We start from the raw sequence: 26071 nt of genomic DNA on the forward strand, positions 1-26071 counted from the left end.
GCCAACCCTGTCCATTTGCATCAAATCTCGCAACAGATGTTTACAAGAAAATGCTAATAATGATAATCTAAAAAGCAATTCATTGATTTTATTCATATATTCAAACAGCCCCGCCGGCATCGGACAGAAAGCGCCCGCCCCATCCCGCGCGCCCTTATCCATCCATGCTGGCCCGCTCCGCCAGCGCCCGGCAGCAAACGGCCGTTGGCGGCAGAGTCCCGCAGCGGGCTCTGGCCCGGGCAAGGCTTTCGCGCCGGCCGTCGCCGGTTTCGCCCGCGGCTCAGGCCGCGCCTCGCATCACCATCCATCACGGCTGCGCGCCCCGCGCGGGGACGCGCGCCGCCATGCAAGGAGTACCGATGGTCCTACGCCTGTCGTTGTTGTTCGCCGTATTGTTCGCGCTCTGGGGCGCCGCCGCTCCCGAGCACATGACCGCCACCGCCTCCGAGTGGCTGAGCTTCACCATTTCCCGCTTCGGCTGGTTCTATCTGCTATCGGTGTTCGGCTTCCTGCTGTTCGCGCTCTATCTGGCCTTCGGCCGCTTCGGCCATATCCGGCTGGGCAAGGAGGACGATGAGCCGGAGTTTTCCCGCCTGAGCTGGTTTTCCATGCTGTTTTCCGCCGGCATGGGCATCGGCCTGGTGTTCTGGGGCGTGGCCGAGCCGCTGTCCCACTTCGCCACGCCGGCAAGCGCGTCCACCGCGCCGGAATCGGCCGAGGCGGCGCGGCTGGCGATGCGCCACGCCTTCTTCCACTGGGGCCTGCACCCATGGGCGGTGTACAGCCTGACCGCGCTGGCGCTGGCCTACTTCAAGTTCAACCGCGGCCAGAAGGGCCTGATCAGCGCCGCCTTCCGTCCGCTCTTGGGCGACCGCGTCGACGGTCCCGTCGGCACCGCCATCGACGTGATGGCGGTGCTGGCCACCGTGTTCGGCGTCGCCACCACGCTGGGCTTCGGCACGCTGCAGATCGAAAGCGGCCTGGAGATGCTGTTCGGCGTGACGCCGTCCGCCACCCTGACCGTGGCCATCGTCGTCATCGCCACCGCGCTGTTCCTGCTGTCGTCGCTGACCGGCCTGTCGCGCGGCATCAAGTGGCTGTCCAACCTCAACATCCTGTTGGCGGCGCTGCTGTTCCTGGCGGTGGTGGTCCTGGGGCCCACCGGCTTCATCTTCGACACCTTCACCACCACGCTGGGCGATTATCTGGGCAACCTGACCAGCACCAGCCTGCGCATGAGCCCGTTCACCCAGGGTACCTGGATGGCCAACTGGACGTTGTTCTACTGGGCCTGGTGGGTCACCTGGGCCCCCTTCGTCGGCATGTTCATCGCCCGCGTCTCGCGCGGCCGCACCGTGCGCGAATTCATCGTCGGCGTGCTGCTGGTGCCGTCGCTGGCCAGCTTCGTCTGGTTCTCCGCCTTTGGCGGCACCGCGCTGGACCTGCAGCTGTTCGGCGGCGCCGACCTGCTGTCCGCAGTCAAGACCGACGTCTCCACCGCGCTGTACGTGATGTTCGAGCAGCTGCCCGGCGGCCGCGTCCTGTCGCTGCTGGCGATGACGCTGGTGATCATCTTCTTCGTCACCTCGGCCGATTCCGCCACCTTCGTGCTGGGCATGTTCACCAGCGGCGGCGACCTGAACCCCAGCCACCGCGTCAAGCTGATCTGGGGCGTGCTCTTGGCCGCCATCGCGCTAGTGCTGCTGCAAAGCGGCGGCCTGAAGGCGCTGCAGGCGGTGCTGATCGTCAGCGCGCTGCCCTTCATGCTGATCATGATAGGCATGGCGGTGTCGCTGTACCGCGCGCTGGACGAGGAGGAGCACGACAGCCGCCTGCGCGAGATCCGCCGCCTGCGCCAGCTGGAAGCGCTGGAAAAACGCCAGCAGGATTGACCAGGCTGCGGGACGGCCGACGGATTTGATGCGATCATGACAGTATTGTCTCGCCATGGAGGATGTATGGACACGCATCAACTCGACCCGATGGAGGTCCGCGTGCTGGGCGCGCTGCTGGAAAAGCAGGCGCTGACGCCCGACGCCTACCCGCTGACGCTGAACGCGCTGGTCGGCGCCTGCAACCAGCTGACCAGCCGCGAGCCGGTGATGCAGCTGTCCGAGGCCGACGCCAGCGCCGCGCTGGACGCGCTGATCGCCAAGAAGCTAGTGGCCGAGCGGCTGCCGGCCGGCAGCCGGGTCGCCAAGTACGAGCACCGCCTCAACTACGAGTGGAACATCGACGGCGCGCGGCTGGCCGCGTTGTGCCTGCTGACGCTGCGCGGCCCGCAGACCGGCGCCGAGATCCGCGCCCGCGCCGGCCGCATCTACAGCTTCTCCGGCGTGGACGAGGTGGAAACCGCGCTGAACGCGCTGGCCGACAAATACCCGCCGCTGGCGATGAAGCTGGAACGCCAGCCGGGCGAGCGCGAAGCGCGCTGGTGCCATCTGCTGTCCGGCGAGCCGCAGATCGTCCCTGCCCAGGCCTGCGAAGTGATAGACGTGGGCCTCACCGGCCGGGTGGCGGCGCTGGAAGCCGAAGTGGCGGCGCTGAAAACCATGGTGCTGGCGCTGGAGCAGCGGCTGAGCAATTGACGGGCTGAACTTGTTTTTTAGGAATTGGTCACTACCTGTTGTCGCTTGAATGAACCAACAGGAATGGACCGCATGAAGCATTTCGCAATCGCCCTGGCGCTGGCCGGGCTGGCCGGCGGCGCCCACGCCGCCGACTACATGTTCGGCGCCGGCAACGGCACCCAGCAACTCACCCGCACGCCGGACGGTTTCGGCATCGGCCTCAATCTCGACTACCTGCGCGACGACCACAAGGGCAGCGCCGGCGGCGCCGGCCTGGAGTTCGCGCTGCCGCTGGGCCCGCTGACCGTGGCCGGCGGCGGCAAGCTGATGGCGCTGTCGCCGGACAGCGGCTCCGCCACCGCCGCGCTGGTCGGCGGCCGCGCCAGCTTCGACCTCGCGCCCAAGGTCAAGCTGTTCGGCCAGGCCTACTACGCGCCGAGCAGCTTCGCCAGCGGCAGCGTCGACCGCGTCAGCGACTACGCCGCCGGCGTGCGCTGGAACGTGGTCGGCCCGCTCAGCGTGGAGGCCGGCTACCGCTACTTCGACATCCGCCGCGACAACGACAGCCGCAGCCGCACGCTGGCCGACGGCGCCTACCTGGGCGCGGGACTGAGCTTCTGATCCCGCCCACGCGTCAAAAAAACGGCAGCCTCGGCTGCCGTTTTTCATGCCCGCCCGCTCACCACCACAGGTGGAAGCGCTGCGCCGGCGGCAAAAACATCTTGTCGCCCGGCTTGACGTTGAAAGCCTGGTAGAACGGGTCCAGATTGCGAACGGTGCCGAAGGCGCGCCATTCGTCAGGCGTATGCGGATCGGACACCAGCTGCTTCAGCGTGGCCGCGTCGCGGCTCTTGCTGCGCCAGGACTGGGCGAAGGCGATGAAGAAGCGCTGGTCGCCGGTGAGGCCGTCGCGCACCGGCGCCTCCTTGCCGCCCAGGGCGATCTTGTACGCCTTGTAGGCGATCTCCAGGCCGGCGTTGTCGGCGATGTTCTCGCCCAGCGTCAGCTCGCCGTTGACCTTGTGTCCCTTCACCGGCTCGTAGCCGCCGTACTGCTTGACCAGCTTGGCTGTCACTTCCTTGAAATGCTGCTCGTCGGCCGGCGTCCACCAGTTGCGCATATTGCCGTCGCCGTCGAACAAGTGGCCCTGATCGTCGAAACCATGGCTGATCTCATGGCCGATGGTGGCGCCGATGCTGCCGTAGTTGACCGCCGTGTCGAAAGCCGGGTCGAAATACGGCGCCTGCAGGATGGCGGCCGGGAACACGATCTCGTTGTTGGCCGGGTTGTAATAGGCGTTGACGGTTTGCGGCGTCATCCCCCATTCGGTCCGGTCCACCGGCTGGCCCAGGTGCCTGGCCTGGCGGCGGTAGCTGAATTCCGCGACGCGCTCGACATTGCCGATCAGATCGTCGGGACGGATTTCCAGGCTGGAATAATCGCGCCATTTGTCCGGGTAGCCTATCTTCGGCGTGTACTTGGACAGCTTCAGATGCGCCTCGCGCTTGGTTTCCGCGCTCATCCAGTCCAGCGTGTCCACGCTGCGGTCGTAGGCGGTCAACAGGTTGCGCACCAGCTCGTCGGCCTGGCGCTTGGCTTCCGGCGTGAAGTACTTGGCCACGTACAGCTTGCCCACCGCCTCGCCCATGCCTTCGTCCACCAGCGTCACCGCCTTCTTCCAGCGCGGCCGGTCGGCGCTGCGGCCGTCCAGCGCCTTGCCGTAGAAGGCGAAGCGCGCCGCCGCCCATGGCTTGTCCAGATAGGGCGCGTACGCATCCAGCGCGCGCAGCGTCAGGTAATCGCGCAGCGCCGGCAGCGGCGTCGCGCGCAGCAGGCCCGGCAGCTGTTCCAGATAGCTGGGCTGGTCCAGGTTGAGATCGGCGGCGGCGGACAGCTGCGCGTCCTTCAGCAGCGCCGGCCAGTCATAGCCCGGCAGGCGCTTGGCCAGCTCGGCCGTGCCGGTCTTGTTGTAGGTCTTCTGCGCGTCGCGGTTGTCGACATTGCTCCACTGCGCCTTGGCCAGCCGCGTCTCCAACGCCAGCACCGCGGCAGCGCGGGCCTGGACGTTCTTTTCGCCGGCCAGCGTCAGCAGCTGGGCCAGATAGGCGCGGTAAGCCTTGCGCGCGGCGGCGAAATCAGCCGACGGCAACAGGTAGTAGTCGCGGTCCATCGCCAGGCCGGACTGGCCGACGCCGGCCAGATAGGCGGCGGAATTCTTGTTGTCCTGCGCCACGTAGAAGCGGAACGGCGTATCCTCCGGCTGGTCTTGCAGCCGGCCCATGTAGGCGATGGCGGCGTCGGCGCTGTCCAGCGCGGCGATGGCGGCCAGCTTGGATTTCAGCGGCGCCAGGCCGCGGCGGGCGATGGTCTGTTCGTCGAGAAAGCTGCGGTAAAGATCGGCGATCTTGCGCGAGTCGGCGGAAGCGGCCGGATCGGCATGCTCGATCAGCTCCCGCACCCGCTGCTGGTTGCGGTCGTACAGCAGTTCGGCCACGCCGGTCGACGAGCGGTCGGCCGGAATCCGCGCGCGCTTCATCCAGCCGCCATTGGCATGCAGCGCGATATTGTCCTGCGGCCGCGCCGCGCGGTCCATTCCCTGAAAATCTATGCCGTACGCGCCGTAATCCAGCCCTCCGGCCCAGGCCGCCTGCAGGCTCAACAGCATGGCCAGCGGCAGCAATTTCTTCCCTTGCATGGTTTTCCTCTTATCGTTCTGAAGCGGCTGGACATGGCCCGGCCTCGAGCGATGGTACGCCCGCGCTTCCCGCCGCGGCAATCGGCAAAATGCAAACGACATCATTGCCCAAGGAATCGGCCAGGAATGGCAAGCCGCAATGAAAAAGGGCGCTCTCGCGCCCTTTGCTGCCACATCTCCCGCCTCAATCGCACAAGCGCTGGTACAGGTACACCAGCACCCGCGCCAGCTCGGCGGCGGTATCCTCCTGGCCGGCGTTGCCGGCGTGGCCGCCGCCGTCGGTCTCGTAGAACAGCGCGTCGTGGCCCAGCTCCAGCAGCCGCGCCGCCATCTTGCGGGCGTGGCCGGGATGGACGCGGTCGTCGCTGGCGCTGGTGGTGAACAAAGCCAGCGGGTAGCGCGCGTCTGCGCGCAGATTGTGATACGGCGAATAGGCGGCCAGCGCGGCGCGCTCGGCCTCGTCGTCCGGATCGCCGTATTCGTCTATCCAGCTGGCGCCGGCCAGCAACTGGGTGTAGCGCAGCATGTCCAGCAAGGGCACCTCGCACACCACCGCCCGGAACAATTCCGGCCGCTGCGCCATCGCCGCCCCCACCAGCAAGCCGCCGTTGCTGCCGCCCTCTATCGCCAGCTTAGCCGGCGAAGTCAGCTTGCGGGCGATCAGGTCTTCCGCCACCGCGATGAAGTCATCGAAGCTGACTTGGCGCTTCGGCCCCTGCGCCGCCTGGTGCCAGTGCGGGCCGAACTCGCCGCCGCCGCGGATGCAAGCCAGCACGAAGGCGCCGCCCTTGGCCAGCCAATGCGGGCCGAAATTCTCGATGTAGTAAGGCAGCATCGGCACCTCGAAGCCGCCATAGCCGTACAGCAGCGTCGGCGTCGTGCCGTCGAACGGCGCATCGCGCCGGCGCACCACGAAGTACGGGATTTGCTCGCCGTCGGGCGCCGTCGCCTGCCATTGCTCGGCGACATAGGGCGACGGCTCGAAAGCTTCCGGCTGGCGGCGCAGGCATTCCTGTTCGCCGCTGGCCAGATCCAGCCGGTACAGGCCGCTGGGGGTCAGGAAATCGCTGTAGCTGTAGTAGAGCACGTCGCTCTGCCACGGCTGGTCGGCGATCTCGATCACGCCGTCCGTCGGCAGGTCCAGCGACTGCGGCGTCCACGCGCCGTCTTGCTTGGCGAAGCACAACATGCGGCTCTTGACGTTGTCGAGCAGGTTGACCAGCAGCCGGCCGCGCGTGGTTTCCACCGCCGCCACCGCCAGCCTCGGCTCGGGCGCCTGCAACAGCTGCGGCGCGGGGCCGTCGCCGATCAGGCCGGACAGGCCGACCGCCAGCAGGCTGCCGCTGGCGTAAGTCTCGCCGCGCCAGGACCAGTCCTCCGCCAGCTTGACGATGAAATCGCCGCCGATATAAGCCTCGATCTCGGCCTTGGCCGGCAAGGGCAGCGCGTGCGCCTCCAGGCCGCCGTCCAGCAGGTGATAGGTCTTGCGATAGAAGCCATCGGAGGCCTCAATCAGGTCGACGGCGCTGCCGTCGCTGTCGAGGAAGCGCCAGGCGGCGGTCATCATCGCGTCTTCCGGCGCGGCGAACAGCTGGGTCCAGCCGTGCTGGCCATCCGCGGCGCGCTCCACCAGCCACACCTCGCGCGGGTAGCCGGAACGGGTCAGCGGCGCGCCCTTCCAGCCCGGGCAGACGAAGGCGCTGTCCGGATCGCGCCAGGCGATGTGGTTCTTGCCTTCCGGAAAGCTGAAGCCGTTCTCGACCCAGCGCCGCGCCTCGACGTCGTACTCGCGCGCCACGGTGGCGTCGCCGCCGCCGTCGGTCAGATGCACCAGCGCCCGCTCGGGCCGGACCGTGCAGTGCGACACGCCGTCCAGATACCAGTCGCGCTCGTCGGCGTCGGCCAGCGCGTCGATGTCCAGCACCGCCTGCCAGTCCTGGCTGCCGGCGCGGTAGGCGTCCAGCGTGGTCCGGCGGTAAATGCCGCGCGGATGCGCCTCGTCCTGGTGGAAGTTGTACAGCCAGCCGGCATGCTCGGCGAAGTACGGTATCTGCCGCGTGTCGCGCAGGTGGGCGAGAATGTCCGCCTTCAGTCCTGCAAAGCGCGGGTCGGCGTCCAGCGCGCCCTCGGTGCGGGCGTTCTGCGCGGCCACCCAGTCGGCGGCTTGGTCGGAATCCAGGCTTTCCAGCCAGGCGTGGGGGTCGTGGGATGGCGTCATGATGTCGGCGATAGAAAATCCAAGAATGGCGGCGAGGGTAGCACCGGCGCGCCCCAACCGCCATAGCGCCCGCTCAATGGCGGCCGTGCGCCAGCATCCACGCGCCGGCCAGGCCCAGCGCCCTCGCCTCGATGCCGTTGTAGCCATGCCAGGCCCAAGGCTGGCACGGATCGCCCTCGCTCTTGCCGCCGTCCAGCAGCATCAGCTCGCGCGGCGCGTCGGCGCGCAGCCGGTCCACCACCGGCCCCAGATTGCCGGGCCGGCTGGCGCGGCATTCATCGCGGCGGTGCTGGATCATCAGCACTGGAATGGCCAGCCGCTCCAGGGGCAGGCCGGCCAGACTGCCGCGGCCGCTGTCTATGCTGGAGGTCAGCAGCAGGCCGTCCGCCGCGCCAGGCCGGTTCAAGGCCACCGCGGCGGCGGAGGTGGTGCCGCGGCTGGTGCCGGCCAGCCATACCGGCAGCGCCGCGCCCTGGCGCAGGTAGCCGGACACCGCGGCGATGTCGGCCGCGTGCTCCGGGCTCTCGCGGAAATCGCCGAGCAAACCACGCGGCATGTCGGACGGCGCGTCCGCCACTGCGACGCGGAAACCCATGTCGGCCCAGCCTTGGCGGGTGCGCACCAGGAAATTGGCCTTGCCCGCGCCCAGCTCGCCGCTGGCCGATAGTTTGAGCAGCCCCTCGCCGCCGGCGAGCAGGATCAGGTTGGCGCGCGCAGGCCCCGGCGGCTCCAGCAGCAGGAAACGCAGCGTGACGCCGGGACGGGTGGGAATCTCCACCAGCCGCTCGGCCCAGGCCGGCAGGGCCAGTAGGCAGCACAGCAGCGGCGGCAGCAGTCGATTGCGCATCGCGTTCTCCCTTGACAGCGGTTCACGATGTCTGGCGCGGCACGCCAGCGCCTTCCCGCCGGCAGGCGCTCAAGGCAGCTCGGCGGCGGCGGCCCGGAACCGGGCGATCACCTCGGGCGGCGTGTCCTTGTTGAACGCGGCGTACAGGCCGCTGTCCAGCTTGTCCAGCCGGATGCCGCGCGCCACCTGCGCGCGATCCAGGCCAAGCGCCTTCAGCTTGCTGGCGATCCCGCTCTCGGTTGAAGGCAGCAGGTCGCAGCGGCCTGCCGCCAGCTTCCTGACATTGAGCGTGGAATCCGGCGACACCTCCAGCCTGGCAAAGCCCTGCTCCTCCAGAAATTCGTGGCGATAGTCGTTCAGCACCACGCAGATGCTGTATTTGCGCGCCTCGTCCAGCGTGCGCGGCTGGATGTCGTTGCGCGCGGCCAGCCGGTAAAAATAGATGTCGGTATCGATGATCTTGAAAGTGAAATCCAGGTATTTTTCCCGCTCCCGGGTCCTGGCGATGGGAAACACCATCGCGTAGGGCCGGCTCTTCGCCTCCTGGTAGGCGCGGGCCCACGGCGCCGCCTGCAGCGCGCTGAACGGCAGGCCCAGCTTGCGCATCACCCGCGTCACTTTCTCCACCGTGGTGCCGCCCATCACTTGTCCGCCCGGGCCCACCATCACGTAGGGCGGATCGTCGTCGGTGTAGATGCGCACCTGCGCCAGGCCATCGGCCCGTCCCGGGATCGGAAACAGGAGAATGGCCGCCAGCAGCGCGCCGAGCTGCAAGCGTAGCCGCATCCGGCCTGCTCCCATCGGTTCCCATCTACTGGTTATAGGCCCCCGGGCCGGTTCTCGATCCTTTTGCGAGCCCCGCGCCCGGGAAGCGGCCGGAAAACGCTCAGTCGCTGAGCACGCGCTGCATCACGTCCAGCAGGCGGTCGATGTCGGCGCGGCCCACCTGCCAGTGGGTGACCAGCCTCATCGCGCCCTGATGCGGCGGGTTGGCCAGGAAGCCTGCCTGCTTCAGCGCCGACATCAGCTCGGCGGCGTCGATGTCGGCGTTGAAGCGGAACCACACCAGATTGATGTGGACATCGGTCGGATCGATGTCCACGCACGGCAGCTTGGCCAGCCCCTCGGCCAGATAGCGGGCGTTGCGGTGGTCCTCGTCCAGCCGCGCCGCCATTTCGGTCAGCGCCAAGATGCCGGGCGCGGCGATCACGCCGGCCTGGCGCAGGCCGCCGCCCAGCAGCTTGCGCTTGCGGCGCGCCTGATCGATGAAATCGGCGGAGCCGGCCAGGATGGAGCCGATCGGCGCGGCCAGCCCCTTGGACAGGCAGGCCATCACGCTGTCGACGTGGCGGGTGATTTCGCGCGCGTCGCAGCCCAGGTGGGCGGCGGCGTTGAACACCCGCGCGCCGTCTAAGTGGATGGGCACGCCGTGCTCGCGCGCCAGCGCGGCGGTGTCGGCCATCGCCGACAGCGGCAGCACGCGCCCGTTGCCGTGGGCGTTTTCCAGGCAGATCAGGCCGGTGCGCGGCTCATGGATGTCGTCGCTGACGCGGATGCGGCGCTCGATCGCGTCCACCGCCATCAGGCCGTTGTCGCCCTCTATCGTCCGCAGGTGGGCGCCGGCGATCACCGCCGCCGCGCCGGCCTCGTGCCAGACGATGTGGCTGTTGTCCTCGACGATCACCTCGTCGCCGCGGCGACAGTGGGTGAACAGCGCCAGCTGGTTGCCGAAGGTGCCGCTGGGGACGAACAGCGCCGCCTCCTTGCCCAGCTTGTCGGCGGCCAGTTCCTCCAGCCGCAGCACGGTGGGGTCGTCGCCGTAAACGTCGTCGCCGACTTCGGCCTCGGCCATCGCGCGGCGCATCGCCGGCGTCGGGTGGGTGACGGTATCGCTGCGAAAGTCTATCCACTGCATCTGCGTTTCTCCTCAAGTGTGGTGATATGCCGGCAAGGCCAGATAGCCCGCCAGCGCGTCGGTAATCGCTTGCTCCAGCCCCTCGGCCTGCGGATCTGCGTCCAGCAGCAGGCCGTGCACCAGGCTGTCTGCCATCCGCAGCAGCAGCCCGGCCCGGGCGGGATCGCCGCCGGCTTCGGCCAGCCAGGCCGCGATCCGCGCATGGAGCGCGGCGTCGATGGGATTGCTGGCCGGCGGCTCGTCGTAGATCGGCCATTCGCGTTCCAGCACCCGATGCAGGCCCAGCTCGCGCCGGTGCAGATCCAACGCCGCGGCCACCATCGCCGCCAGCTGCTCCCGCGGCGGCCGGCCGGCGCTGCGCGCCAGCGCGTCGTCCAAAGCCGCCAGCGTCTCCTCGCCGTGGCGGCGGTGCAGCGCGGCCAGCAAGGCCTGCTTGTTGGGGAAGTACTGGTACAACGAGCCGATGCCGACGCCGGACAGCTCGGCGACGCGATTGGTGTTGAAGGCGGCGTAGCCGTCGCCGGCCAGAATGCGAGCCGCCGCCTCCAAAATGGCGGCGACGGCGTGGCGGGAGCGGGCCTGGCGCGGCTGTTTGCGCGGCTGCGGAATGGCGGACATGGGTCTAGCTAAACACGAGTTTTCCGGCGTCGCAAGCGCGCTTACATTAGCGGCTGAGCGGAGCCGGCCCGCCCTCTCTTTCCATCCACACGGGAATATCGCCATGTCCAAGACCCTGACTTTTTTCGCGCTGATGCGCGTCCACCCCAACTGGCTGCGGCTGAGCCGGCCGGAACGCCGCCGCTTCGAGGACGACACCCTGAAGCCGATCTACGCCCGCTATCCGGAGGTGCGCATGCGCTGGTTCGACGCCGAAGCCTTCACCGCCCGCTGCAGCGACGTGGCGATGTTCGAGACCGAATCGGTGCAGGCCTTCTATTACCTGGTCGACGCGCTGCGCGACAGCCCGCTGATGACCGAACCCTATTTCGAGTTCGTCGACATCATTCCGGCGGTGGAGAACGGTTTCCGCGACTACGACGCCCAGCTGGCGCAATAGGCCGAATGCCGACGGCGGCCGCAGGGGCCGCCGTCATCGGACATGCATCGGAGATTCAGGCTTGGCCTGATAAGGCCGGCGCGGAAGGCCGGCGTCTTGCATTCAACGGATTGTCAGTCTAGGCGGTTCAGTGGATTCGGTACGATTGTCGGATCGCGTCGGCTTGACGCTCCGCCTTCTGGATGTCCGGCGTGGCCATCGTGATGTCGGCGCCGCAACTGCAGCGCAGCGCATGGTCGGGTAACAAGGCCTTCAGATGTTGGCGGGTTTCTCGCCCACACTCCTCGCAGGCGATGACCACGGTGGCGTTGTAATGCTTATCCAGATCGATGTCGAACCTTTGCTGCTTCATCGGATTCTCCCTAGAACTGAGAGTCGACCGGCAGAGGACCTGCCGACGGCAATTCGTGCCGGTCTCGGAACGCGGCCGGAGAAGCCGGCGCGTATAGGAGAAGATAGGGCAACCGGAAAAAGGTTCCAATCTATCAAGCAGTTGGATTGTAAAAAAATCTTCACGCGGAGCCAGAAACGCCACACCCGGAACGCCGCCGCGGCCGCCAGGCCGCGCCCGGACTGGCACCCCGCCCTCGCCTTGGTTATCCTTGGCCGTTTTTGCGCAACAGGTTATCCCGATGGACCACTCCGCCGATCTAGACCGCCGCTTCGGCGGCATTGCCCGCCTGTACGGCGACGACGCGCTCGCGCGCTTCGGCCGCGCCCACGTCTGCGTGGTGGGCGTAGGCGGCGTCGGCTCCTGGGTGGTGGAAGCGCTGGCCCGCAGCGCGATCGGCCGCCTGACGCTGATCGATCTGGACAACGTCGCCGAATCCAACACCAACCGCCAGTTGCCGGCGCTGGACCCGCTGTACGGCATGGCCAAGGTGACGGCGCTGGCCGAGCGGGTCAAAGCCATCAACCCGGCCTGCGAGGTGGCGGAGATAGAAGACTTCGTCACCGAAGAGAATATGGACGAGATGCTGGGCCGCGGCTACGACTACATCGTCGACTGCATCGACAGCCTGAAAGTGAAGACGGCGATGGCCGCCTGGTGCGCCAGGAAGCGCCAGCGCTTCATCGTCTCCGGCGGCGCCGGCGGGCAGATGGATCCAAGCAAGATCAAATTGGCCGACCTGTCCGAGGTGACGCAGGACCCGCTGTTGTCCAAGCTGCGCTACAACCTGCGCCGCCACCACGGCTTCGCCCGCGACGGCAAGAAGATGGGCGTGCCCTGCGTCTACTCCACCGAGCAGCTGGTCTACCCGCAGGCCCAGGCCTGCGAGGCCGGAGAGGCGCGCGGACCGCAAGGCCTGTCCTGCGCCGGTTTCGGCGCCGGCATGGTGGTGACGGCCAGCTTCGGCCTGTTCGCCGCGTCGCGGGTGCTGACCGATCTAGCCAAGACTAAGAAGTAAGCAGGCCTCAGCTGCTTACAAAAACACATGGTTTTGCATCCGCTACGCGGATGATGATTTCCATTGCCGGGGCTGCCCGGCGGACAGGGAGGGGATATTTGCTTGGCCAAATATCCCCTCCACCCCTAAAGGCCACCCTGCAAGCCTGGCCTTCGGCTCCCCGCTGGGTCCCGCCAGGCCCGAGGCGCGGCTGAACTCGCCCCGCGCTAACGTCGCGGGGCTCAAACAAACAGCCGCTTAAAACCTCGGGCCTGCCACCCAGCGGCAGGCTTAAAGGGACCGGGGCACATCGAAAACGTCATGTCCCCGCAACAACAAGCACCAATGCGGCGCCAAGAATCGCCAATCGATGCTCAGCCCTTGCGCTGAATCAGATCCCACTGATTGCCGCACAGGTCGCGGAACACCGCCACCGTGCCGTAGTCCTGCTCCATCGGCGGACGGGTGAACTCGATGCCCGCCGTCCGGTAACGCTCGTAATCGCGCCAGAAATCATCGGTATTCAGGAACAGCCACACCCGGCCGCCCGCCTGGTTGCCGATGGCGGCGCGCTGGACATCGTCGCTGGCCCGGGCCAGCAGCAGGCCGGCCGCCGAGCCCGGCGGCGTCACCACCACCCAGCGCTTGTCCTGCTCGGCCTGGTAACTGTCCTCGGTCAGCTCGAAACCCAGCTTGCCGACAAAGAAATCAATGGCCTCGTCGTAGTCGGCCACCACCAGCGACACCAGCGCCAAACTCTGCTTCATGCTCTCTCTCCACAACCAGGTGCCGCCGCCGGCGGGACATCCGCCAGCCTGCGCCGCGCCTCGGCCAGGGCGCGATGATACAGCGGGTGGCTGCCTTCCGGCGCCTCGCGCTCAAGCGGATGCCAGAAAAACTCCAGCAGCAGCCCGCCGTCGTCCAGGCAGAAATGGCTCCAGGCTTCCGGCAAGGCGGATTCCGCGACGCAAAGCTGGAACGACCAGATCTGCGCCTGGTGGCCCGACGACCACTCGCCCAGGTCCACCGCGATGCGGGCATCGCCGATGCCGGCCTCCTCGGCCAGTTCGCGCAGCGCCGCCTGCGCCGATGTCTCGCCCGGCTCCACCGTTCCCTTGACCAGCTGGCAGCCGGCCAGCGGATGGCGGAACCAGAGCAGCGCGTCGTCGCTTCGCAGCAGCAACGGGCAAGCCTTGTTGGCGCTCATGGCTGCAGAATCCGGCAGGCGTGGTCCTGCAGCTCTTCGGCCGAGCCGCGGTTGATTTCGAACAGGTCGGCGCGGGTGGCCAGCAGCACGAAGCCTTCGCCGTCGCCGAAGCGCGCCGGCAGCATCGCCATGCCGTAGCGGCCCATCTCGGCGCGCGCGCCCGGCAGCTCGTTGGCCAGCAGGCGGAAGGGATCGTCCCGGGGGTCGCCGTTCTGGTCGGCGTCCACCCGCCGCGCCCAGTACGCATGGCCCTTCAGTTCCACCGGCAACTGCCGCCAGCGGTAGCCCAGGCCGTCGGCCAGGTCGTCGATCTGCTGCCTCACGACGGAATCGGTGCAGGAGATGTGGATGTGCAGCTGGTTCTGGCTGCGGCCGTACTGGGAGTTGACGGTCAGGGACAGCGCCAGCTTGGGCAGCGGCTGGCCGCGCCGCGCGTCCAGATAGCGCCGCGCCTGCCAGGCCGAGCGCCAATAGCCTGGCGTACCGTCGCCCAGCAGCTGCGGGCTTTCGATGCCGCTCACCTTGTCGGTGGGGATCAACAGGTATTGCAGCGGCCCGTTGCGGTCTTTCAGCACCGCCACGCCCCGCTGCAGCGCCACTTCGGCGCAGGGGCCGGGCTGGCCCTGCGCCTGCTGGGCCGGCACGCACTGCTCGCCGACGATGCGCCACAGAGCGTCGCTGTCCGCCAGCGCGTAGAAAGACGCGCCCGCGGCCAGCAGGCCGGCCAGGCCAACGCCGGCCAGGATTCTTCTTTTCATTGCGACTCCATGGGTGGGGGATCAAGCGCGGCAGCCGCCGCCGTCCATCGCCGCATCCTATCCGAATCCGGACTGGAGCAAAAACTCATGCCAATGCTGTTGCCAAATCAACGAAATTGATTCCAAACAGATACAAATTGGCGACCTGATATTTCTCAAAAACACCAAAAAACAGCACAAAACAAAAAATCCATCCCAAAGGACAGGGATTCCATCTGATTACTTGACCTACTCTGTGCGCCCTCCACGCCGGAGCGAATCCGGCGTCCAGCCATACATAGACATTCTGCGAAAACTGCAACAATCATGCCAGAAGAATCATTCCGTCCGCTGCTTCACAACATTTCCCGCCGCCAGGCGCTGCTGTTCTGCCTGCTGCTCACCGCTTTCGAACTGCTGACCTATCTGGCCAGCGACATGGTGATGCCGGCCATGCTGCGCGTCACCGCCGATCTCTCCGCCGACAGCCGCCATGTGCCGACCGCGCTGAACGCCTTCCTGCTGGGCGGCATCGCTTTCCAGTGGCTGATCGGCCCGCTGTCCGACCGCTTCGGCCGCCGCCCGACGCTGCTGGCCGGCACGCTGATCTTCGCGCTCGCCTGCCTGGCCGCCTCCGGCAGCCAGCACATCGCCTGGTTTAACCTGCTGCGCTTCGTCCAGGGCATCGCGCTGGGCTTCATCGTGGTGGTCAGCTACCCGGCGCTGCAGGAAACCTTCGCCGAGCGCGACGCGGTGCGGCTGATGGCGCTGCTGGCCAATATCGCGCTGCTGTCGCCGCTGGCCGGCCCGCTGCTGGGCAGCCTGCTGCTGGAAGTCCTGTCCTGGCGCCAGCTGTTCGCCGCGCTTGCCGCGGCCACCGCGCTGGTGGCGCTGGGACTGTGGCGCTGGATGCCGGAAACGCTGGGCGCGCCGCGGCGCGACGGTCCGGCGCAGCAACCGGTGCCGCTGCGCCTGGGCGTGGCGCTGGCCAATTACCTGGCACTGCTGAAGCACCGCGACTTCGTCTGCGGCAGCCTGGCGCTGGGCCTGTTGACCATGCCGCTGATCGCCTGGATCGGCCTGTCGCCGCTGCTGCTGATCCGCCATCTCGGCTACAGCGGCCTGGAATACGGCCTGTGGCAATTGCCGGTGTTCGGCGCGGTGATCGCCGGCAACCTGCTGCTGAACCGGCTGGCCGGCCGGATGGAATTGTCGCGCCTGCTGCGGCTGGCGCTATGGCCGATGGCCGGCGGCCTGCTGCTGACCGGCCTCGCCGCGCCGCTGTCGCCGTCGCTGCCGGCGCTGGTCGCCTGCCTGGCGGTCTACGCCTTCGGCCTGGGCCTGGGCAACGCCACGCTGTACCGGCTGACGCTGTACAGCAGCGACAACGCCAAGGGCAGCGTCGCCGCGATGCTGGGCATGCTGTCCACCGCGATGCTGGGCGGCGGCAGCGCCATCCTGGCGCTGCTGGACGCCGGCGACAGCCCGGCCCGCTTCGCCGCCGGCGTCAGCCTGGCCTCGCTGCTGGCCTTGCCGCCCTTGTGGCTGCTGCTGCGCCGCCCGCAGCCCGAACCCGTCGCCACCTGACGCCCGCTTTCTTCATCACTGGAACCGCCATGACCACGCTTTCCCATGTCGAGGCGCTGTGCGCGCTCGAACAACCCTACCGCGCCGACGCCGAATGCGACCGCCTGTTCGACGCCGCGATGCGCGAACTGGTCGACTATCACTGCGAGCACAGTCCCGGCTACCGCCGCTGGCTGGAGCAGAACGGCTTCACGCCGGAACGGCTGGCCGGCCTGTCCGACTGGTCGCAGCTGCCGCCCATCTTCGCCAATTACTTCAAGCGCAAGCTGCTGCTGAGCAAGACCGGCGAGGACGCGCTGGAGCTGACCTCGTCCGGCACCACCGGCCAGAAAAGCCGGATGCGCTACGACGAACGCAGCATCGGCGCAGCCCAGCGCATGGTCGACCGCATCTTCGACCACTACGGCTGGAACACCCCGGAGCAGCCGTGCAACTACCTGCTGCTCAGTTACGAGCCGGCCGGCGCCATCACCTTGGGCACCGCCTACACCGACCAATTCCTGTGCAAGTACGCGCCGGTCAACCGCGCCGTCTACGCGCTGCGCCACAACGGCAAGGGCAATGAGTTCGATCCCTTCGGCGCGGTGCGCGCGCTGCAGGAATTCGCCGCCGAAGGCCTGCCGGTGCGCATCCTCGGTTTCCCCGCCTTCCTGTGGTTCGCGCTGGAGCGGATGCGCGACATGGGCCTGCCGCCGCTCTCCCTGCACCCGGAATCGCTGGTCTTCCTCGGCGGCGGCTGGAAAACCCACGCCGACAAGGCGATATCGAAGGCCGAGCTCTACCGCCGGCTGGGCGAGCAGCTGGGTCTGCCCGATGAACGCTGCCGCGACGGCTACGGCTCGGTCGAGCACCCGGTGCCCTATGTCGAATGCCCGAATCACCGCTTCCACGTGCCCAGTTGGGCCCGCGCCTGGGCGCGCGACACCGCGACGCTGGCGCGGCTGCCCTACGGCGAGGCCGGCTTCCTGCACCTGGTTTCGCCCTACATCACCTCCAGCCCGGCGCACAGCATGCTGCTGAGCGATCTCGCCGTGCTGCATCCGGCCGAAAGCTGCGGCTGCGGCCTGGCCACCGACTGGTTCGAACTCTTGGGCCGCGCCGGCACCAGCAAGAGCCGCAGCTGCGCGATGGCCGCGTCCGAACTGATCAAGGAGTCCTGACATGTATCTGATTGATGGAGAACTGCGCGCCGACCTCGAGCTCGACGCCGCATTGGCCGCGCTGCGCGGCAGTCTGCCCGGCGCGCTGGCCGCGGAGCCGGACGTCGACGCCGTGCTGTCCTGCGCCGAGCGCTTCGCCGACGCGCTGGCCGGCGCCGAGCGCCACCTGCTGCTGGACGAAGCCGGCCGCGCGCAACTGGCCGCCTTCTGCCGCCGCGAAGCGCTGCAGGCCAAGCTGGAGCGCGAGCTGGGCGAGCGGCCGTTCTCGCTGCGCCGGCCCGACTATCGGGAGCCGCGCTTCGAAGCCTGGCGCCCGCTGGGCCTGGTGCTGCACGTGACGCCGTCCAACGCCGCGCTGCTGCCCTTCATGGCGGCGCTGGAAGGCCTGCTGGCCGGCAACGTCAACTGGCTGCGCCCCAGCTCCAGCGACCAGGGCCTCAGCGCCCGGCTGCTGGCCGAGCTGCTGCGCCATGACGCCAGCGGCCGGCTGGCCGCCCGCGTCGCCGTGCTGCCGGCGCCGAGCGAGGCGCTGCCGCGGCTGATGGCCGACGCCGACGGCGTGTCGGCCTGGGGCGGCGACGCCGCGCTGTCCGCGATCCGCGCGCAGCTGCCCGCCGGCTGCCGCTGGATAGACTGGGGCCACCGCGTCAGCTTCGCCTATCTCGATCCCGCCGCCGCCGTGGACGAGGCGCTGGACGCGCTGGCCGACGACATCTGCCGCTTCGACCAGCAAGCCTGCTCCAGCCCGCAGGCGCTGCTGGTGGACAGCGACGATCCGTCCGCGATCCACGACATGGCGCGCCGGTTGGCCGCCGCGCTCGCCCGCCGCGCGCCGCTGTGGCCGGCGCTGACGCCGGACCTGCAGGAAGCGGCCGAGATCAGCGCCCGGATGGCCTTCCACAAGCTGGACCAGGCCTTCGCCGACGATCAGGGCCAGGTGCTGTCCGGCCAGGGCTGGCGGCTGGCATGGAACATGAATCAGGAGCTGGCGCCGTCGCCGCTGTTCCGCACCGTGGAGCTGAGGCCGGCTCCGCGCGCCGCGCTGGCCCGCATCCTGCGCCCCTGGCGCACCCATCTGCAAAGCTGCGGCCTGATCGCGCCCGCCGTCCGGCTGCCGGAGCTGAGCTGCGCGCTGTTGGCCGCCGGCGTCAGCCGCGTCGCCCCGGCCGGCCGCATGCACGACGGCTACCACGGCGAGCCCCACGACGGCGTCTACGCGCTGCAGCGGCTGTCGCGCCGGGTATCGGTGAGCCTGGACGCCGCCGCGCTGCCCGGCCACGCCCACCTGGACGCGCCGCCGGCCGAGCCCGAGGGCCTGGCCGCGCTGCCGGTGATGGACAAGGCCGCCTTCCAGAGCCAGCCCGCCAATGGCAAAGCCCAGCTGTTCTTCCGCAGCGGCGGCAGCAGCGGCGCGCCCAAGCTGGCCGGCTTCAGCTACCGCGACTACCACCGCCAGATGCGCGCCGCCGCCGACGGCCTGCTGGCCGCCGGCCTGAACCCGGCCACCGACCGCGCGATGAATCTGCTGTACGGCGGCAAGCTGTACGGCGGCATGCTCAGCTTCTTCACCATCCTGGACCACATGGGCGTCGCCCAGTACCCGATGGGCGGCCCGTCCGACGACGATTTCAGCGAGATCGCCCACTTCATCGTCGAGCAGAAGATCAACACCCTGATCGGCATGCCGGGCACGCTGCACCGGCTGTTCGAATGCGAGAACAAGCTGCTGCGCCGCTACGGCGGCGTGCGCAAGGTGTTCTGCGGCGGCGAGCACATCAGCGACGGCCAGCGCGCCTACATCGGCAGCTTCGGCGTGGAGCTGATCCGCTCGGCGATGTACGGCTCGGTGGACGCCGGCCCGCTGGGCCACGCCTGCCCGCACTGCGCCGACGGCGAGTTCCACCTGCTGGCCGAGACCCAGTGGCTGGAAGTGCTGGAAATGGACAGCGACCAGCCCGCCGCCGCCGGCGAATCCGGCCGCCTGGTGTTCACCTCCCGCCAGCGCGAGGCGCAGCGGGTGGAACGCTACGACCTGGGCGACCTGGGCCAGTGGCTGGACGGCGGCTGCGCCTGCGGCCTGGCCGCGCCGCGCTTCCGCCTGACCGGCCGCCACGGCGCGCTGCTGCGGGTGGGCACCATCTTCGTCAATCCGGCCGCGCTGACCGAGAAAATCGGCCTGCCGATGCAATGGCTGGTCGACCACGCCGACAACGGCGGCGACCGCATCCAACTGCTGGCCGACGGCGACCCGTGGGCGATACGCGGCCGGCTGCTGGAAGAGCCGATGCTGAACGAAGTGGTCGGCGGCGGCCTGCTGCAACTGGAAGTGGCCGCCACCCCGGCCGCCGAATTCCGCCGCCATCCGCACAGCGGCAAAACCCCGCTGGTGCTGGACCTTAGACGATGAAACCCGGCCGGCGGCGCGCCGCCGGCATGTACACACATAATCATGAATCCGAAACTGATATCGCTGGTCGAACACGCCCGCAACCATTCGCCGCACTACAACGCGCTTTACCACGGCCTGCCCGCCGAAGGCTGGCGGCTGTCCGATCTGCCGCCGGTCGACCCCGCTGTCTATTGGTGGGACTCGCAGGACCTGTCGCGCTGGCCGGCGCTGACCGCCGCCCCAGAGGACGGCCACGTATTCAAGACCGGCGGCTCCACCGGCGACGGCAAGCTGTCGGTGTTCAGCCGCGATGAATGGCAAGCCTTCGTCGCCGCCTTCGGCGCCGGCCTCGCCCGCCAGCTGCGCCCCGGCGACCGCGTCGCCAACCTGTTCTTCGCCGGCGACCTCTACACCAGCCTGCTGTTCATCCACGGCGCGCTGTCGCATTCTCCGGCGCCGGTGCTGGAATACCCGTTCACCTGCAATGTCGACAACGACGCGCTCGCCGGCGCGATCCGCAGCCACCGCATCAACGTGCTGGCCGGTGTCCCGGCCCAGTTGCTGCGCTTCGCCCACCATCTGGAAGAACAATCCCGGGCGCTGCCCGAGGTTGAGACCGTGCTGTACGGCGGCGAAAGCCTGTTCGGCGAACAGATCGCCTTGCTGAAGCAGGTGTTCCCGCTGGCCCGGATCGGATCGGTCGGCTGCGCCAGCGTCGACGCCGGCCTGATCGGCTACGCCGACCCGGACTGCGCGCACGGCGAGCACCGGGTATTCGATGAAGACAGCGTCGTCGAGATCGCCGACGAGGACAGCGGCGAGCCGATAGAGGAACCTGGCCGGCGCGGCCTGCTGCTGGTGACCAATCTGCAGCGCCGGCTGATGCCGGTGATCCGCTACCCCAGCGGCGACCTCGCCTGCTGGCGCGAAGCGCCCGGCCCCAACCGCAAGTTCGCGCTGCTGGGCCGGGCCGGCAACGGCCACCGCGTACGCGTCGGCACGCTGTCGCTGTTCCCGGAAGAGCTGGGCCGCGCGCTGGGCGAACTGCACGAGCTGCTGGGCTGGCAGCTGGATATCTCGCGCGAGCACGGCCGCGACCGGCTGGAGCTGCTGCTGGCGGCGCGCGCGCCGCTGGACCTGACGCGGATGCGCCAGGCGCTGCTGGCCAAGCAGCCGGCGATCGCCGAACTGTGCGAAGCGGAGCGGCTGAGCCTGGCGCTGCGCCAGACCACGCCGGAAGCGATGCGCACCCATCCCCGCTCCGGCAAGCTGCTGCGGGTGGTGGACCGGCGCGACTACCAGCCGGCGGAGGCGACGGCATGAGCGCCCGCCATCCTAGCGCCGCCTGGGCGCGCGATTACCTGCCGACCGACGCCGCCGACATCAGCGCGCTGTTCCGCGCCGTCTACGGCGACCACTACGTCTACGCCGACGTCTACCTGCCCAGCCAGATCCAGCAGCGCAACGCCAGCGGGCAATGGCGCTCGGCGGTGGCGGTGCGCGACGGCCGGCTGCTGGGCCACGCGACGCTGTGGCTGGATCCGGCCCGGCCGGGCCAGGCGGAACTGGCGCTGAACGCGGTGCACCCGGACGCGCGCGGCCAGGGCATCGCCAGCCTGCTGGGCCGCCACTTGCGGTCCATGGCCGCCGACCTCGGCATCGCGCTCTTGACCATCAAGCAGGTGTGCTCGCATCCCCAAAGCCAATACGTCGCCGGCGCGCTGGGCTTTCACAACACCGCGCTGCTGCTGGACTACGTCGATTCGCCGTTCGGCAAGCCGGAGCCGGAAAGCATCGTGTTCGGCTGTCTGCCGCTGCAGCCTCGGCCGCTGCCGCGCCTGGCTTGGCCGGCGGAATGGGAAACATGGCTGGCGCCGCTGCGCCAGGCATTCGGGGAGGGAGAATGCGCGCCCGCCGGCGCGGCCTTGCCGGGCCTGGCGCTGGCGCGCCACGGCCAAAGGCTGGAATTGACCTCGCAACAGCCGACCGAAGCGCGGCTGGCCGAAATCGCCGCGCTGCCCGCCGGCCAGCTGCTCTATCTGAAGCTGCCGGCCGCGGCGGAAACGCTGGCGCGGCGGACCCAGCTGCAGAATGCCGGCTTCCGCTTCGGCGGACTGCTGCCGGCGCCCGCCGGCGGCTGGCAGCTGCTGTGGCTGCGCGGCCTGTCCGGCCAGGACATCCGCTTCTGCGACGAACAGGCCGAACGGCTGTACCGGCTAAACGCTTAAGCCAAGACGCGCCGGCCCGGGCTGCGCACTAGGCACGGCAAGGAGCCGCAACGCCGGATCAGCGGTTTTGCCTCCCTGCTCGCGGGCGGCAGGCTGCGGGCAAACCCTAGCGCAGCGCCTGAGCCAAGGCGCGCCGACGCAGACAGTACATCCAGTACGGCAAGGAAGCGCAACGCGGGATCAGAGGTTTTGCTCGCGGCCCGGCAGCGGCTCCAGCTTGACCGCGGTGCCATAGCACAGCACCTCGGTCAGCCCGGTCATCACCTCGGTGGCGTCGTAACGCATGCCTATCACCGCGTCGGCCCCCAGCGCCTGCGCGTGCTGGCACATCTCGGCGTAGGTTTCCGAGCGGGCCCGCTCGCACAAGCTGGTATAGATGGTGATGTTGCCGCCGAACAGCGACTGCAGGCCGCCGAAGAAATTGCCGACCAGCGAGCGCGAGCGCACGGTGATGCCGCGCACCACGCCCAGGTTGGCGCTCACCCGGTAGCCGGGCAGTTCGAAAGCGGTGGTGACCATCTTGGCTGGCAGCATGGATTTCTCCCTGGGAAGTTGAAGACGCCGGCCGCTCAGGCGGCGGCCAGCTCGCGTCCGGCGCGGAAGGCGCCGTCGTCCAGCACCGGCACGCAGGCGCTGATGTTCAGTTGCGCGGCCAGAACGATGTCGTCCTGGAAGCCGCGCGCGGCCAGCTCCGCGCCCGAGGCCGTGTATTGCAGCTGGCGCTCCAGATCGTGGCGGGCCAGTTCGAACGCCGCCTCGGCCGCCAGCGCTTCCGGAGACTTGCTGCGGCGCAGGCGCTGGATGATGGCGCCGGCGCCGATGAAGTCTTCATAGGCGAAGCGCAGCCGGCCATCCGCGTCCAGCTCGCCGGCGGCCACCAGCAGCACGTCGCCGCCCATCGCTTCAAGATAGTCGGCCACCGCGGCCGCGTTGCGCAGGCAGGCGGCGACAGTGTTCGCCGACTCGCTGATCAGGCTCAGCGCCGCGCCGTTCTGCGAGGGCAGCACCAGTCGGCTGCCGGCCTTCAGCCCGCACAGCGACGCCGGCGACAGCGAAGGCTGGTGATGGCTGCGCTCGGCGGCCAGTATCGCCTGCTGCTCGCTGGCGAAATCGGCGGCGCCGGTGGTCCTGAAGCGGTAAGGCAACACCTCGGCGCCGTTGCCGCAGGCGATGTCGACGCTGGTGCCGAACGACAGCACGTCGACGATCACGCAATGGGCCGCCTGCGCGCTCAGATGCTGAACCGCCGGCAAGCCCCATTGCAGACGCACGGAATATTCCTGTTGCGCGTAATGCATCCCACATCCCATCAAGATGGAACACCGCCAGCGGCTTGCGCCGGAGGCGGTGTTTCCGTTGATTCTTCGATACCGTCACGGTCTGGGCCGCGACCTCTTGTCCCAGGCGTTCTGGCGACGCCTTGATTCTTATAAGTAAGGTCCGAAGATTAACGATTAACGCGGGAAAGCTCAAAGAAAACCGGCTAAAAAACAGGGAAAACGCCAAAACCGGCGTCAACGCTGATGAATTTCCAACACCGGCCCCATCAGCCCCGCTTCAGCATCAGCGTGTATTCGCCGCCGCGCTCGCCGGCGCTGGCCACCAGCCGCCCTTCGCCAGACAGTCCGGCAAAACCGCCGCTGCCGCTGCCCGGCAGCACCTGCAGCGCGGCGCGGGCGCCGGTGGCCGGCGAATACACGCCGTCATGGCGCAGCACGAAGCTGCCGCTCAATCCATCCCAGGTCCCGGTCACCCGCTCGAAGCCGGTGAAGATCACATCGCCGTCCGGCGATGTCGGATACAGCAGCTGGTATTCCAGCCGGCCTTCGCCCGCCAGCGGGCCGGTCAATTCATTGACAATGCTGGCGCGCTTGAGCTCGCCGGCGCCTTCGGTCTGCAGCAGGCTCTGCTCCTGCCACTGCCGGGTCTGGAACGCGCAGCCCAGCGCGACGACAAGATGGGCGCTCATGGTCAGGCTCCTTTCTGAAGATCACAGTTCAGCATAACAGCCGGCAAACAAAAACGCCGCCAACCCTGAGGCTGGCGGCGCATGCGCGGGCGATGCGGCGGAATCAGGCCAACAGGCAGGACGCCTGGGTCTCCTCGCTCAGGCGGCGCAGCTTGGGCACCTCCTGCGCGCAGCGCGCCTCCGCCTGCGGGCAGCGGGTGCGGAACACGCAGCCCGACGGCGGATTGATCGGGCTGGGCAGATCGCCCTGCAAGATCTGGATAGTCTTGTTCTTCTCCAGTTGCGGGTCCGGCACCGGAATCGCCGACAGCAGCGCGCGGGTATACGGGTGCGAAGGCACGTCGTACAGCGCATGCTTCTGCGCCAGCTCCATCTCGCGGCCCAGGTACATCACCAGGATGCGATCGGAGATGTGCTTGACCACGGCCAGGTCGTGGGCGATGAAGATCAGCGCCAGGCCCATCTCGCGCTGCAGCTCCTTCAGCAGGTTGATGATCTGCGCCTGGATCGACACGTCCAGCGCCGACACCGGCTCGTCGCAGATGATCAGCTTGGGCTCCAGGATCAGCGCGCGGGCGATGCCGATGCGCTGGCACTGGCCGCCGGAGAACTCGTGCGGATAGCGGTTGATCATCTGCTCGCGCAAGCCCACCTTGCGCATCATCGCCTTGACGCGCTTCATCACCTCGTCGGCCGACAGCTCAGGCTTGTGCACGCGCAGCGGCTCGCCGATGATCTGGGCGATGGTCATCCGCGGATTCAGCGACGCCAGCGGGTCCTGGAAGATCATCTGGATGTCCTTGCGGACGGCCAGCCAGTCCTTGTCCGCGCCCTTGCGCAGGTCCTTGCCCATCCACACGATCTCGCCGTCGGTGGCCGGGATCAGGTTGAGGATGGCGCGGGACAGCGTGGATTTGCCGCAGCCGGACTCGCCGACCACGCCCAGCGTCTCGCCGGCGTACAGGTCGAAGCTGACCCCGTCCACCGCCTTCAATGTTTTCTTGGGGCTCCACGGCCAGGCGTCTCCGCCCTTGACCTGGAAATGCACCTTGACGTTGCGCACCGATAGAATGGGTTGCTTGTTGTCAGGCATGAGTCACCTCCTCGGCGGCTTGAACCAGTTCCTCCGCCGGTTTGTGACAGGCGCGCAGAATCTGCGGGTTGAGCGGATTGGCCGCCAGCGGCGGCAGATCGCTGGCGCAGCGGGCGACGGCGTGCGTGCAGCGTTCGCTGAACGGGCAACCCTTGGGCATATTGGCCATGTTCGGCGGATTGCCCGGAATGCTGATCAGCGCGGCGTCCTCGTGGTCCAGCCGCGGCAGCGCGCCCAGCAGGCCGATGGTGTACGGGTGGCTCGGGTGGTAGAAGATGTCGTCGGCGCGGCCGTACTCCATCGCCCTGCCGCCGTACATCACCAGCACGTTTTCGCACAGGCCGGCGACCACGCCCAGATCGTGGGTGATCATGATGATGGCGGTGCCGAAATCGCGCTGCAGATCCTTCAGCAGCGACAGGATCTGCGCCTGCACGGTGACGTCCAGCGCGGTGGTCGGCTCGTCGGCGATCAGCAGCTCCGGCTCGCACAGCAGCGCCATCGCGATCATCACCCGTTGGCGCATGCCGCCGGAGAACTCGTGCGGATACATATTGACCCGGCGCGCGGCCTCGGGGATGCGCACCGCGTCCAGCAGTTCGATCGCGCGCTTTTTCGCGTCGCGGCGGCTCATGCCCTTGTGCAGCTCCAGCACCTCGGTCATCTGCCTCTCCACCGTCAGGTAGGGATTCAGCGAGGTCATCGGGTCCTGGAAGATCATCGACACGCGGTCGCCGCGGATGCGGTTGAGGTCGCGGGTCGGCAGCGTCAGCAGGTTCTGGCCGTGGAACAGCGCTTCGCCGCTGGCCTGGCCGTTCTTGGCCAACAGGCCCATCATCGCCAGCATGGTCTGGCTTTTGCCGGAGCCGGACTCGCCGACGATGCCCAGGGTCTGGCCCTTGTTCAGCTCGAAGCTCACGCCGTTGACGGCGTTGACCACGCCGTCGTTGGTCTGGAACTGAACCCCGAGGTTGTTGACTTTCAAAATGCTCATGGCTTGCCTCGTCTATC

25 protein-coding genes are annotated in these 26071 nt (G+C 68.3%); 10 read left to right on the forward strand and 15 right to left on the reverse strand.

Annotated features, from left to right (window positions below; genetic code table 11):
- Positions 1 to 359: 359 nt before the first annotated feature.
- From ACX17K_RS16670 to ACX17K_RS16680, 3 genes are all read left to right on the forward strand, one after another.
- Positions 360 to 1892 (forward strand): glycine betaine uptake BCCT transporter, encoded by a 1533-nt coding sequence (locus ACX17K_RS16670; RefSeq protein ID WP_231155314.1) that lies wholly within the window; start codon positions 360 to 362, stop codon positions 1890 to 1892.
- A gap of 66 nt (positions 1893 to 1958) precedes the next feature.
- Positions 1959 to 2588: a YceH family protein gene (locus tag ACX17K_RS16675; protein WP_493775662.1), complete on the forward strand. Its 630-nt coding sequence runs from the start codon at positions 1959 to 1961 to the stop codon at positions 2586 to 2588.
- A 72-nt stretch (positions 2589 to 2660) separates the two neighbouring features.
- Positions 2661 to 3191: a YfaZ family outer membrane protein gene (locus ACX17K_RS16680; RefSeq protein WP_021475056.1), complete on the forward strand. Its 531-nt coding sequence runs from the start codon at positions 2661 to 2663 to the stop codon at positions 3189 to 3191.
- Positions 3192 to 3249: 58 nt separating this feature from the next.
- On the opposite strand, the gene ACX17K_RS16685 is transcribed toward ACX17K_RS16680, so the two are convergent.
- The 6 genes from ACX17K_RS16685 to ACX17K_RS16710 form a co-directional block, all read right to left on the reverse strand.
- Positions 3250 to 5265 carry a M13 family metallopeptidase gene (locus ACX17K_RS16685; RefSeq protein ID WP_493775663.1) on the reverse strand — a complete coding sequence of 672 codons (2016 nt, stop codon included), beginning with the start codon at positions 5263 to 5265 and terminating at the stop codon, positions 3250 to 3252.
- Between the two features lie 184 nt (positions 5266 to 5449).
- Positions 5450 to 7483: a prolyl oligopeptidase family serine peptidase gene (locus tag ACX17K_RS16690; RefSeq protein WP_493775664.1), complete on the reverse strand. Its 2034-nt coding sequence runs from the start codon at positions 7481 to 7483 to the stop codon at positions 5450 to 5452.
- A 73-nt stretch (positions 7484 to 7556) separates the two neighbouring features.
- Entirely contained in the window at positions 7557 to 8330 is a 774-nt protein-coding gene (locus tag ACX17K_RS16695; protein WP_493775665.1) for an alpha/beta hydrolase, read from the reverse strand.
- A 69-nt stretch (positions 8331 to 8399) separates the two neighbouring features.
- Positions 8400 to 9116, reverse strand: coding sequence for a substrate-binding periplasmic protein (locus tag ACX17K_RS16700; RefSeq protein WP_493775666.1), 717 nt, complete (start codon positions 9114 to 9116; stop codon positions 8400 to 8402).
- A 100-nt stretch (positions 9117 to 9216) separates the two neighbouring features.
- Positions 9217 to 10245 carry a low-specificity L-threonine aldolase gene (gene ltaE / locus ACX17K_RS16705; protein WP_343480969.1) on the reverse strand — a complete coding sequence of 343 codons (1029 nt, stop codon included), beginning with the start codon at positions 10243 to 10245 and terminating at the stop codon, positions 9217 to 9219.
- Between the two features lie 12 nt (positions 10246 to 10257).
- A complete protein-coding gene (locus tag ACX17K_RS16710) occupies positions 10258 to 10863 on the reverse strand; it encodes a TetR/AcrR family transcriptional regulator (RefSeq protein WP_493775667.1) in 606 nt (201 codons plus the stop codon).
- Positions 10864 to 10966: 103 nt separating this feature from the next.
- On the opposite strand from ACX17K_RS16710, the gene ACX17K_RS16715 reads away from it, so the two are divergent.
- Complete coding sequence (locus tag ACX17K_RS16715; protein ID WP_231161950.1) at positions 10967 to 11302, forward strand: darcynin family protein; 336 nt, start codon at positions 10967 to 10969, stop codon at positions 11300 to 11302.
- A gap of 127 nt (positions 11303 to 11429) precedes the next feature.
- Here ACX17K_RS16715 and ACX17K_RS16720 read toward each other — a convergent pair whose 3' ends face one another.
- On the reverse strand, positions 11430 to 11654 hold the full coding sequence (locus tag ACX17K_RS16720; RefSeq protein WP_021475044.1) for a hypothetical protein: 225 nt from the start codon (positions 11652 to 11654) through the stop codon (positions 11430 to 11432).
- 280 nt (positions 11655 to 11934) lie between these two features.
- On the opposite strand from ACX17K_RS16720, the gene ACX17K_RS16725 reads away from it, so the two are divergent.
- A complete protein-coding gene (locus ACX17K_RS16725; protein ID WP_493775668.1) occupies positions 11935 to 12711 on the forward strand; it encodes a tRNA threonylcarbamoyladenosine dehydratase in 777 nt (258 codons plus the stop codon).
- Positions 12712 to 13064: 353 nt separating this feature from the next.
- On the opposite strand, the gene ACX17K_RS16730 is transcribed toward ACX17K_RS16725, so the two are convergent.
- Genes ACX17K_RS16730 through ACX17K_RS16740 form a run of 3 tightly spaced genes read right to left on the reverse strand, consistent with a single transcriptional unit; the run spans position 13065 to position 14655 of the window.
- Complete coding sequence (locus ACX17K_RS16730; RefSeq protein ID WP_231155324.1) at positions 13065 to 13457, reverse strand: VOC family protein; 393 nt, start codon at positions 13455 to 13457, stop codon at positions 13065 to 13067.
- On the reverse strand, positions 13454 to 13897 hold the full coding sequence (locus ACX17K_RS16735) for an NUDIX hydrolase (RefSeq protein WP_231155325.1): 444 nt from the start codon (positions 13895 to 13897) through the stop codon (positions 13454 to 13456). Before ACX17K_RS16735 ends, ACX17K_RS16730 begins: the two co-directional genes overlap by 4 nt.
- A complete protein-coding gene (locus tag ACX17K_RS16740) occupies positions 13894 to 14655 on the reverse strand; it encodes a CDP-diacylglycerol diphosphatase (RefSeq protein ID WP_231155326.1) in 762 nt (253 codons plus the stop codon). The genes ACX17K_RS16735 and ACX17K_RS16740 overlap by 4 nt, the downstream gene beginning before the upstream one ends.
- A gap of 306 nt (positions 14656 to 14961) precedes the next feature.
- Between ACX17K_RS16740 and ACX17K_RS16745 the strand changes: the two genes are divergently transcribed.
- From ACX17K_RS16745 to ACX17K_RS16765, 5 genes are read left to right on the forward strand one after another with little or no spacing between them, the layout of a single operon-like run.
- Entirely contained in the window at positions 14962 to 16221 is a 1260-nt protein-coding gene (locus tag ACX17K_RS16745; RefSeq protein WP_493775669.1) for an MFS transporter, read from the forward strand.
- Positions 16222 to 16250: 29 nt separating this feature from the next.
- On the forward strand, positions 16251 to 17381 hold the full coding sequence (locus tag ACX17K_RS16750; RefSeq protein ID WP_493775670.1) for a LuxE/PaaK family acyltransferase: 1131 nt from the start codon (positions 16251 to 16253) through the stop codon (positions 17379 to 17381).
- Position 17382: 1 nt separating this feature from the next.
- The gene (locus tag ACX17K_RS16755) at positions 17383 to 19788 is read left to right on the forward strand and encodes an acyl-CoA reductase (RefSeq protein ID WP_493775671.1); all 2406 of its coding nucleotides are present in this window, start codon (positions 17383 to 17385) and stop codon (positions 19786 to 19788) included.
- A gap of 42 nt (positions 19789 to 19830) precedes the next feature.
- Positions 19831 to 21093, forward strand: coding sequence for a phenylacetate--CoA ligase family protein (locus ACX17K_RS16760; RefSeq protein ID WP_493775672.1), 1263 nt, complete (start codon positions 19831 to 19833; stop codon positions 21091 to 21093).
- Positions 21090 to 21998 (forward strand): GNAT family N-acetyltransferase, encoded by a 909-nt coding sequence (locus ACX17K_RS16765; protein ID WP_493775673.1) that lies wholly within the window; start codon positions 21090 to 21092, stop codon positions 21996 to 21998. Before ACX17K_RS16760 ends, ACX17K_RS16765 begins: the two co-directional genes overlap by 4 nt.
- 180 nt (positions 21999 to 22178) lie before the next feature.
- Here ACX17K_RS16765 and ACX17K_RS16770 read toward each other — a convergent pair whose 3' ends face one another.
- From ACX17K_RS16770 to ACX17K_RS16790, 5 genes are all read right to left on the reverse strand, one after another.
- The gene (locus tag ACX17K_RS16770) at positions 22179 to 22532 is read right to left on the reverse strand and encodes a YbjQ family protein (RefSeq protein ID WP_021477335.1); all 354 of its coding nucleotides are present in this window, start codon (positions 22530 to 22532) and stop codon (positions 22179 to 22181) included.
- A gap of 35 nt (positions 22533 to 22567) precedes the next feature.
- A complete protein-coding gene (locus ACX17K_RS16775) occupies positions 22568 to 23269 on the reverse strand; it encodes a 2-phosphosulfolactate phosphatase (RefSeq protein ID WP_493775674.1) in 702 nt (233 codons plus the stop codon).
- A 275-nt stretch (positions 23270 to 23544) separates the two neighbouring features.
- Entirely contained in the window at positions 23545 to 23967 is a 423-nt protein-coding gene (locus tag ACX17K_RS16780) for a DUF3224 domain-containing protein (protein WP_493775675.1), read from the reverse strand.
- A 103-nt stretch (positions 23968 to 24070) separates the two neighbouring features.
- Positions 24071 to 25060, reverse strand: a complete 990-nt coding sequence (oppF, locus tag ACX17K_RS16785; protein WP_493775676.1) for a murein tripeptide/oligopeptide ABC transporter ATP binding protein OppF — start codon at positions 25058 to 25060, stop codon at positions 24071 to 24073.
- Entirely contained in the window at positions 25053 to 26054 is a 1002-nt protein-coding gene (locus tag ACX17K_RS16790) for an oligopeptide/dipeptide ABC transporter ATP-binding protein (RefSeq protein WP_493775677.1), read from the reverse strand. Before ACX17K_RS16790 ends, oppF begins: the two co-directional genes overlap by 8 nt.
- Between the last annotated feature and the right edge of the window lie 17 nt (positions 26055 to 26071).

Source organism: Chromobacterium sp. INPA-IVC (assembly GCF_059047085.1).

What these genes read in the sequence shown, in the direction of transcription:
- ACX17K_RS16725 (WP_493775668.1), top strand. Translation starts at nt 11,935, where the DNA reads ATGGACCACTCCGCCGATCTAGACCGCCGCTTCGGCGGCATTGCCCGC.
- ACX17K_RS16700 (WP_493775666.1), bottom strand. Translation starts at nt 9,116, where the DNA reads ATGCGGCTACGCTTGCAGCTCGGCGCGCTGCTGGCGGCCATTCTCCTG.
- ACX17K_RS16710 (WP_493775667.1), bottom strand. Translation starts at nt 10,863, where the DNA reads ATGTCCGCCATTCCGCAGCCGCGCAAACAGCCGCGCCAGGCCCGCTCC.
- ACX17K_RS16770 (WP_021477335.1), bottom strand. Translation starts at nt 22,532, where the DNA reads ATGCTGCCAGCCAAGATGGTCACCACCGCTTTCGAACTGCCCGGCTAC.
- ACX17K_RS16735 (WP_231155325.1), bottom strand. Translation starts at nt 13,897, where the DNA reads ATGAGCGCCAACAAGGCTTGCCCGTTGCTGCTGCGAAGCGACGACGCG.
- ACX17K_RS16680 (WP_021475056.1), top strand. Translation starts at nt 2,661, where the DNA reads ATGAAGCATTTCGCAATCGCCCTGGCGCTGGCCGGGCTGGCCGGCGGC.
- ACX17K_RS16740 (WP_231155326.1), bottom strand. Translation starts at nt 14,655, where the DNA reads ATGAAAAGAAGAATCCTGGCCGGCGTTGGCCTGGCCGGCCTGCTGGCC.
- ACX17K_RS16745 (WP_493775669.1), top strand. Translation starts at nt 14,962, where the DNA reads ATGCCAGAAGAATCATTCCGTCCGCTGCTTCACAACATTTCCCGCCGC.
- ACX17K_RS16675 (WP_493775662.1), top strand. Translation starts at nt 1,959, where the DNA reads ATGGACACGCATCAACTCGACCCGATGGAGGTCCGCGTGCTGGGCGCG.
- ACX17K_RS16715 (WP_231161950.1), top strand. Translation starts at nt 10,967, where the DNA reads ATGTCCAAGACCCTGACTTTTTTCGCGCTGATGCGCGTCCACCCCAAC.
- ACX17K_RS16755 (WP_493775671.1), top strand. Translation starts at nt 17,383, where the DNA reads ATGTATCTGATTGATGGAGAACTGCGCGCCGACCTCGAGCTCGACGCC.
- ACX17K_RS16670 (WP_231155314.1), top strand. Translation starts at nt 360, where the DNA reads ATGGTCCTACGCCTGTCGTTGTTGTTCGCCGTATTGTTCGCGCTCTGG.
- ACX17K_RS16730 (WP_231155324.1), bottom strand. Translation starts at nt 13,457, where the DNA reads ATGAAGCAGAGTTTGGCGCTGGTGTCGCTGGTGGTGGCCGACTACGAC.
- ACX17K_RS16790 (WP_493775677.1), bottom strand. Translation starts at nt 26,054, where the DNA reads ATGAGCATTTTGAAAGTCAACAACCTCGGGGTTCAGTTCCAGACCAAC.
- ACX17K_RS16780 (WP_493775675.1), bottom strand. Translation starts at nt 23,967, where the DNA reads ATGAGCGCCCATCTTGTCGTCGCGCTGGGCTGCGCGTTCCAGACCCGG.
- ltaE (WP_343480969.1), bottom strand. Translation starts at nt 10,245, where the DNA reads ATGCAGTGGATAGACTTTCGCAGCGATACCGTCACCCACCCGACGCCG.
- ACX17K_RS16750 (WP_493775670.1), top strand. Translation starts at nt 16,251, where the DNA reads ATGACCACGCTTTCCCATGTCGAGGCGCTGTGCGCGCTCGAACAACCC.
- ACX17K_RS16720 (WP_021475044.1), bottom strand. Translation starts at nt 11,654, where the DNA reads ATGAAGCAGCAAAGGTTCGACATCGATCTGGATAAGCATTACAACGCC.
- ACX17K_RS16765 (WP_493775673.1), top strand. Translation starts at nt 21,090, where the DNA reads ATGAGCGCCCGCCATCCTAGCGCCGCCTGGGCGCGCGATTACCTGCCG.
- ACX17K_RS16760 (WP_493775672.1), top strand. Translation starts at nt 19,831, where the DNA reads ATGAATCCGAAACTGATATCGCTGGTCGAACACGCCCGCAACCATTCG.
- ACX17K_RS16685 (WP_493775663.1), bottom strand. Translation starts at nt 5,265, where the DNA reads ATGCAAGGGAAGAAATTGCTGCCGCTGGCCATGCTGTTGAGCCTGCAG.
- ACX17K_RS16695 (WP_493775665.1), bottom strand. Translation starts at nt 8,330, where the DNA reads ATGCGCAATCGACTGCTGCCGCCGCTGCTGTGCTGCCTACTGGCCCTG.
- oppF (WP_493775676.1), bottom strand. Translation starts at nt 25,060, where the DNA reads ATGCCTGACAACAAGCAACCCATTCTATCGGTGCGCAACGTCAAGGTG.
- ACX17K_RS16690 (WP_493775664.1), bottom strand. Translation starts at nt 7,483, where the DNA reads ATGACGCCATCCCACGACCCCCACGCCTGGCTGGAAAGCCTGGATTCC.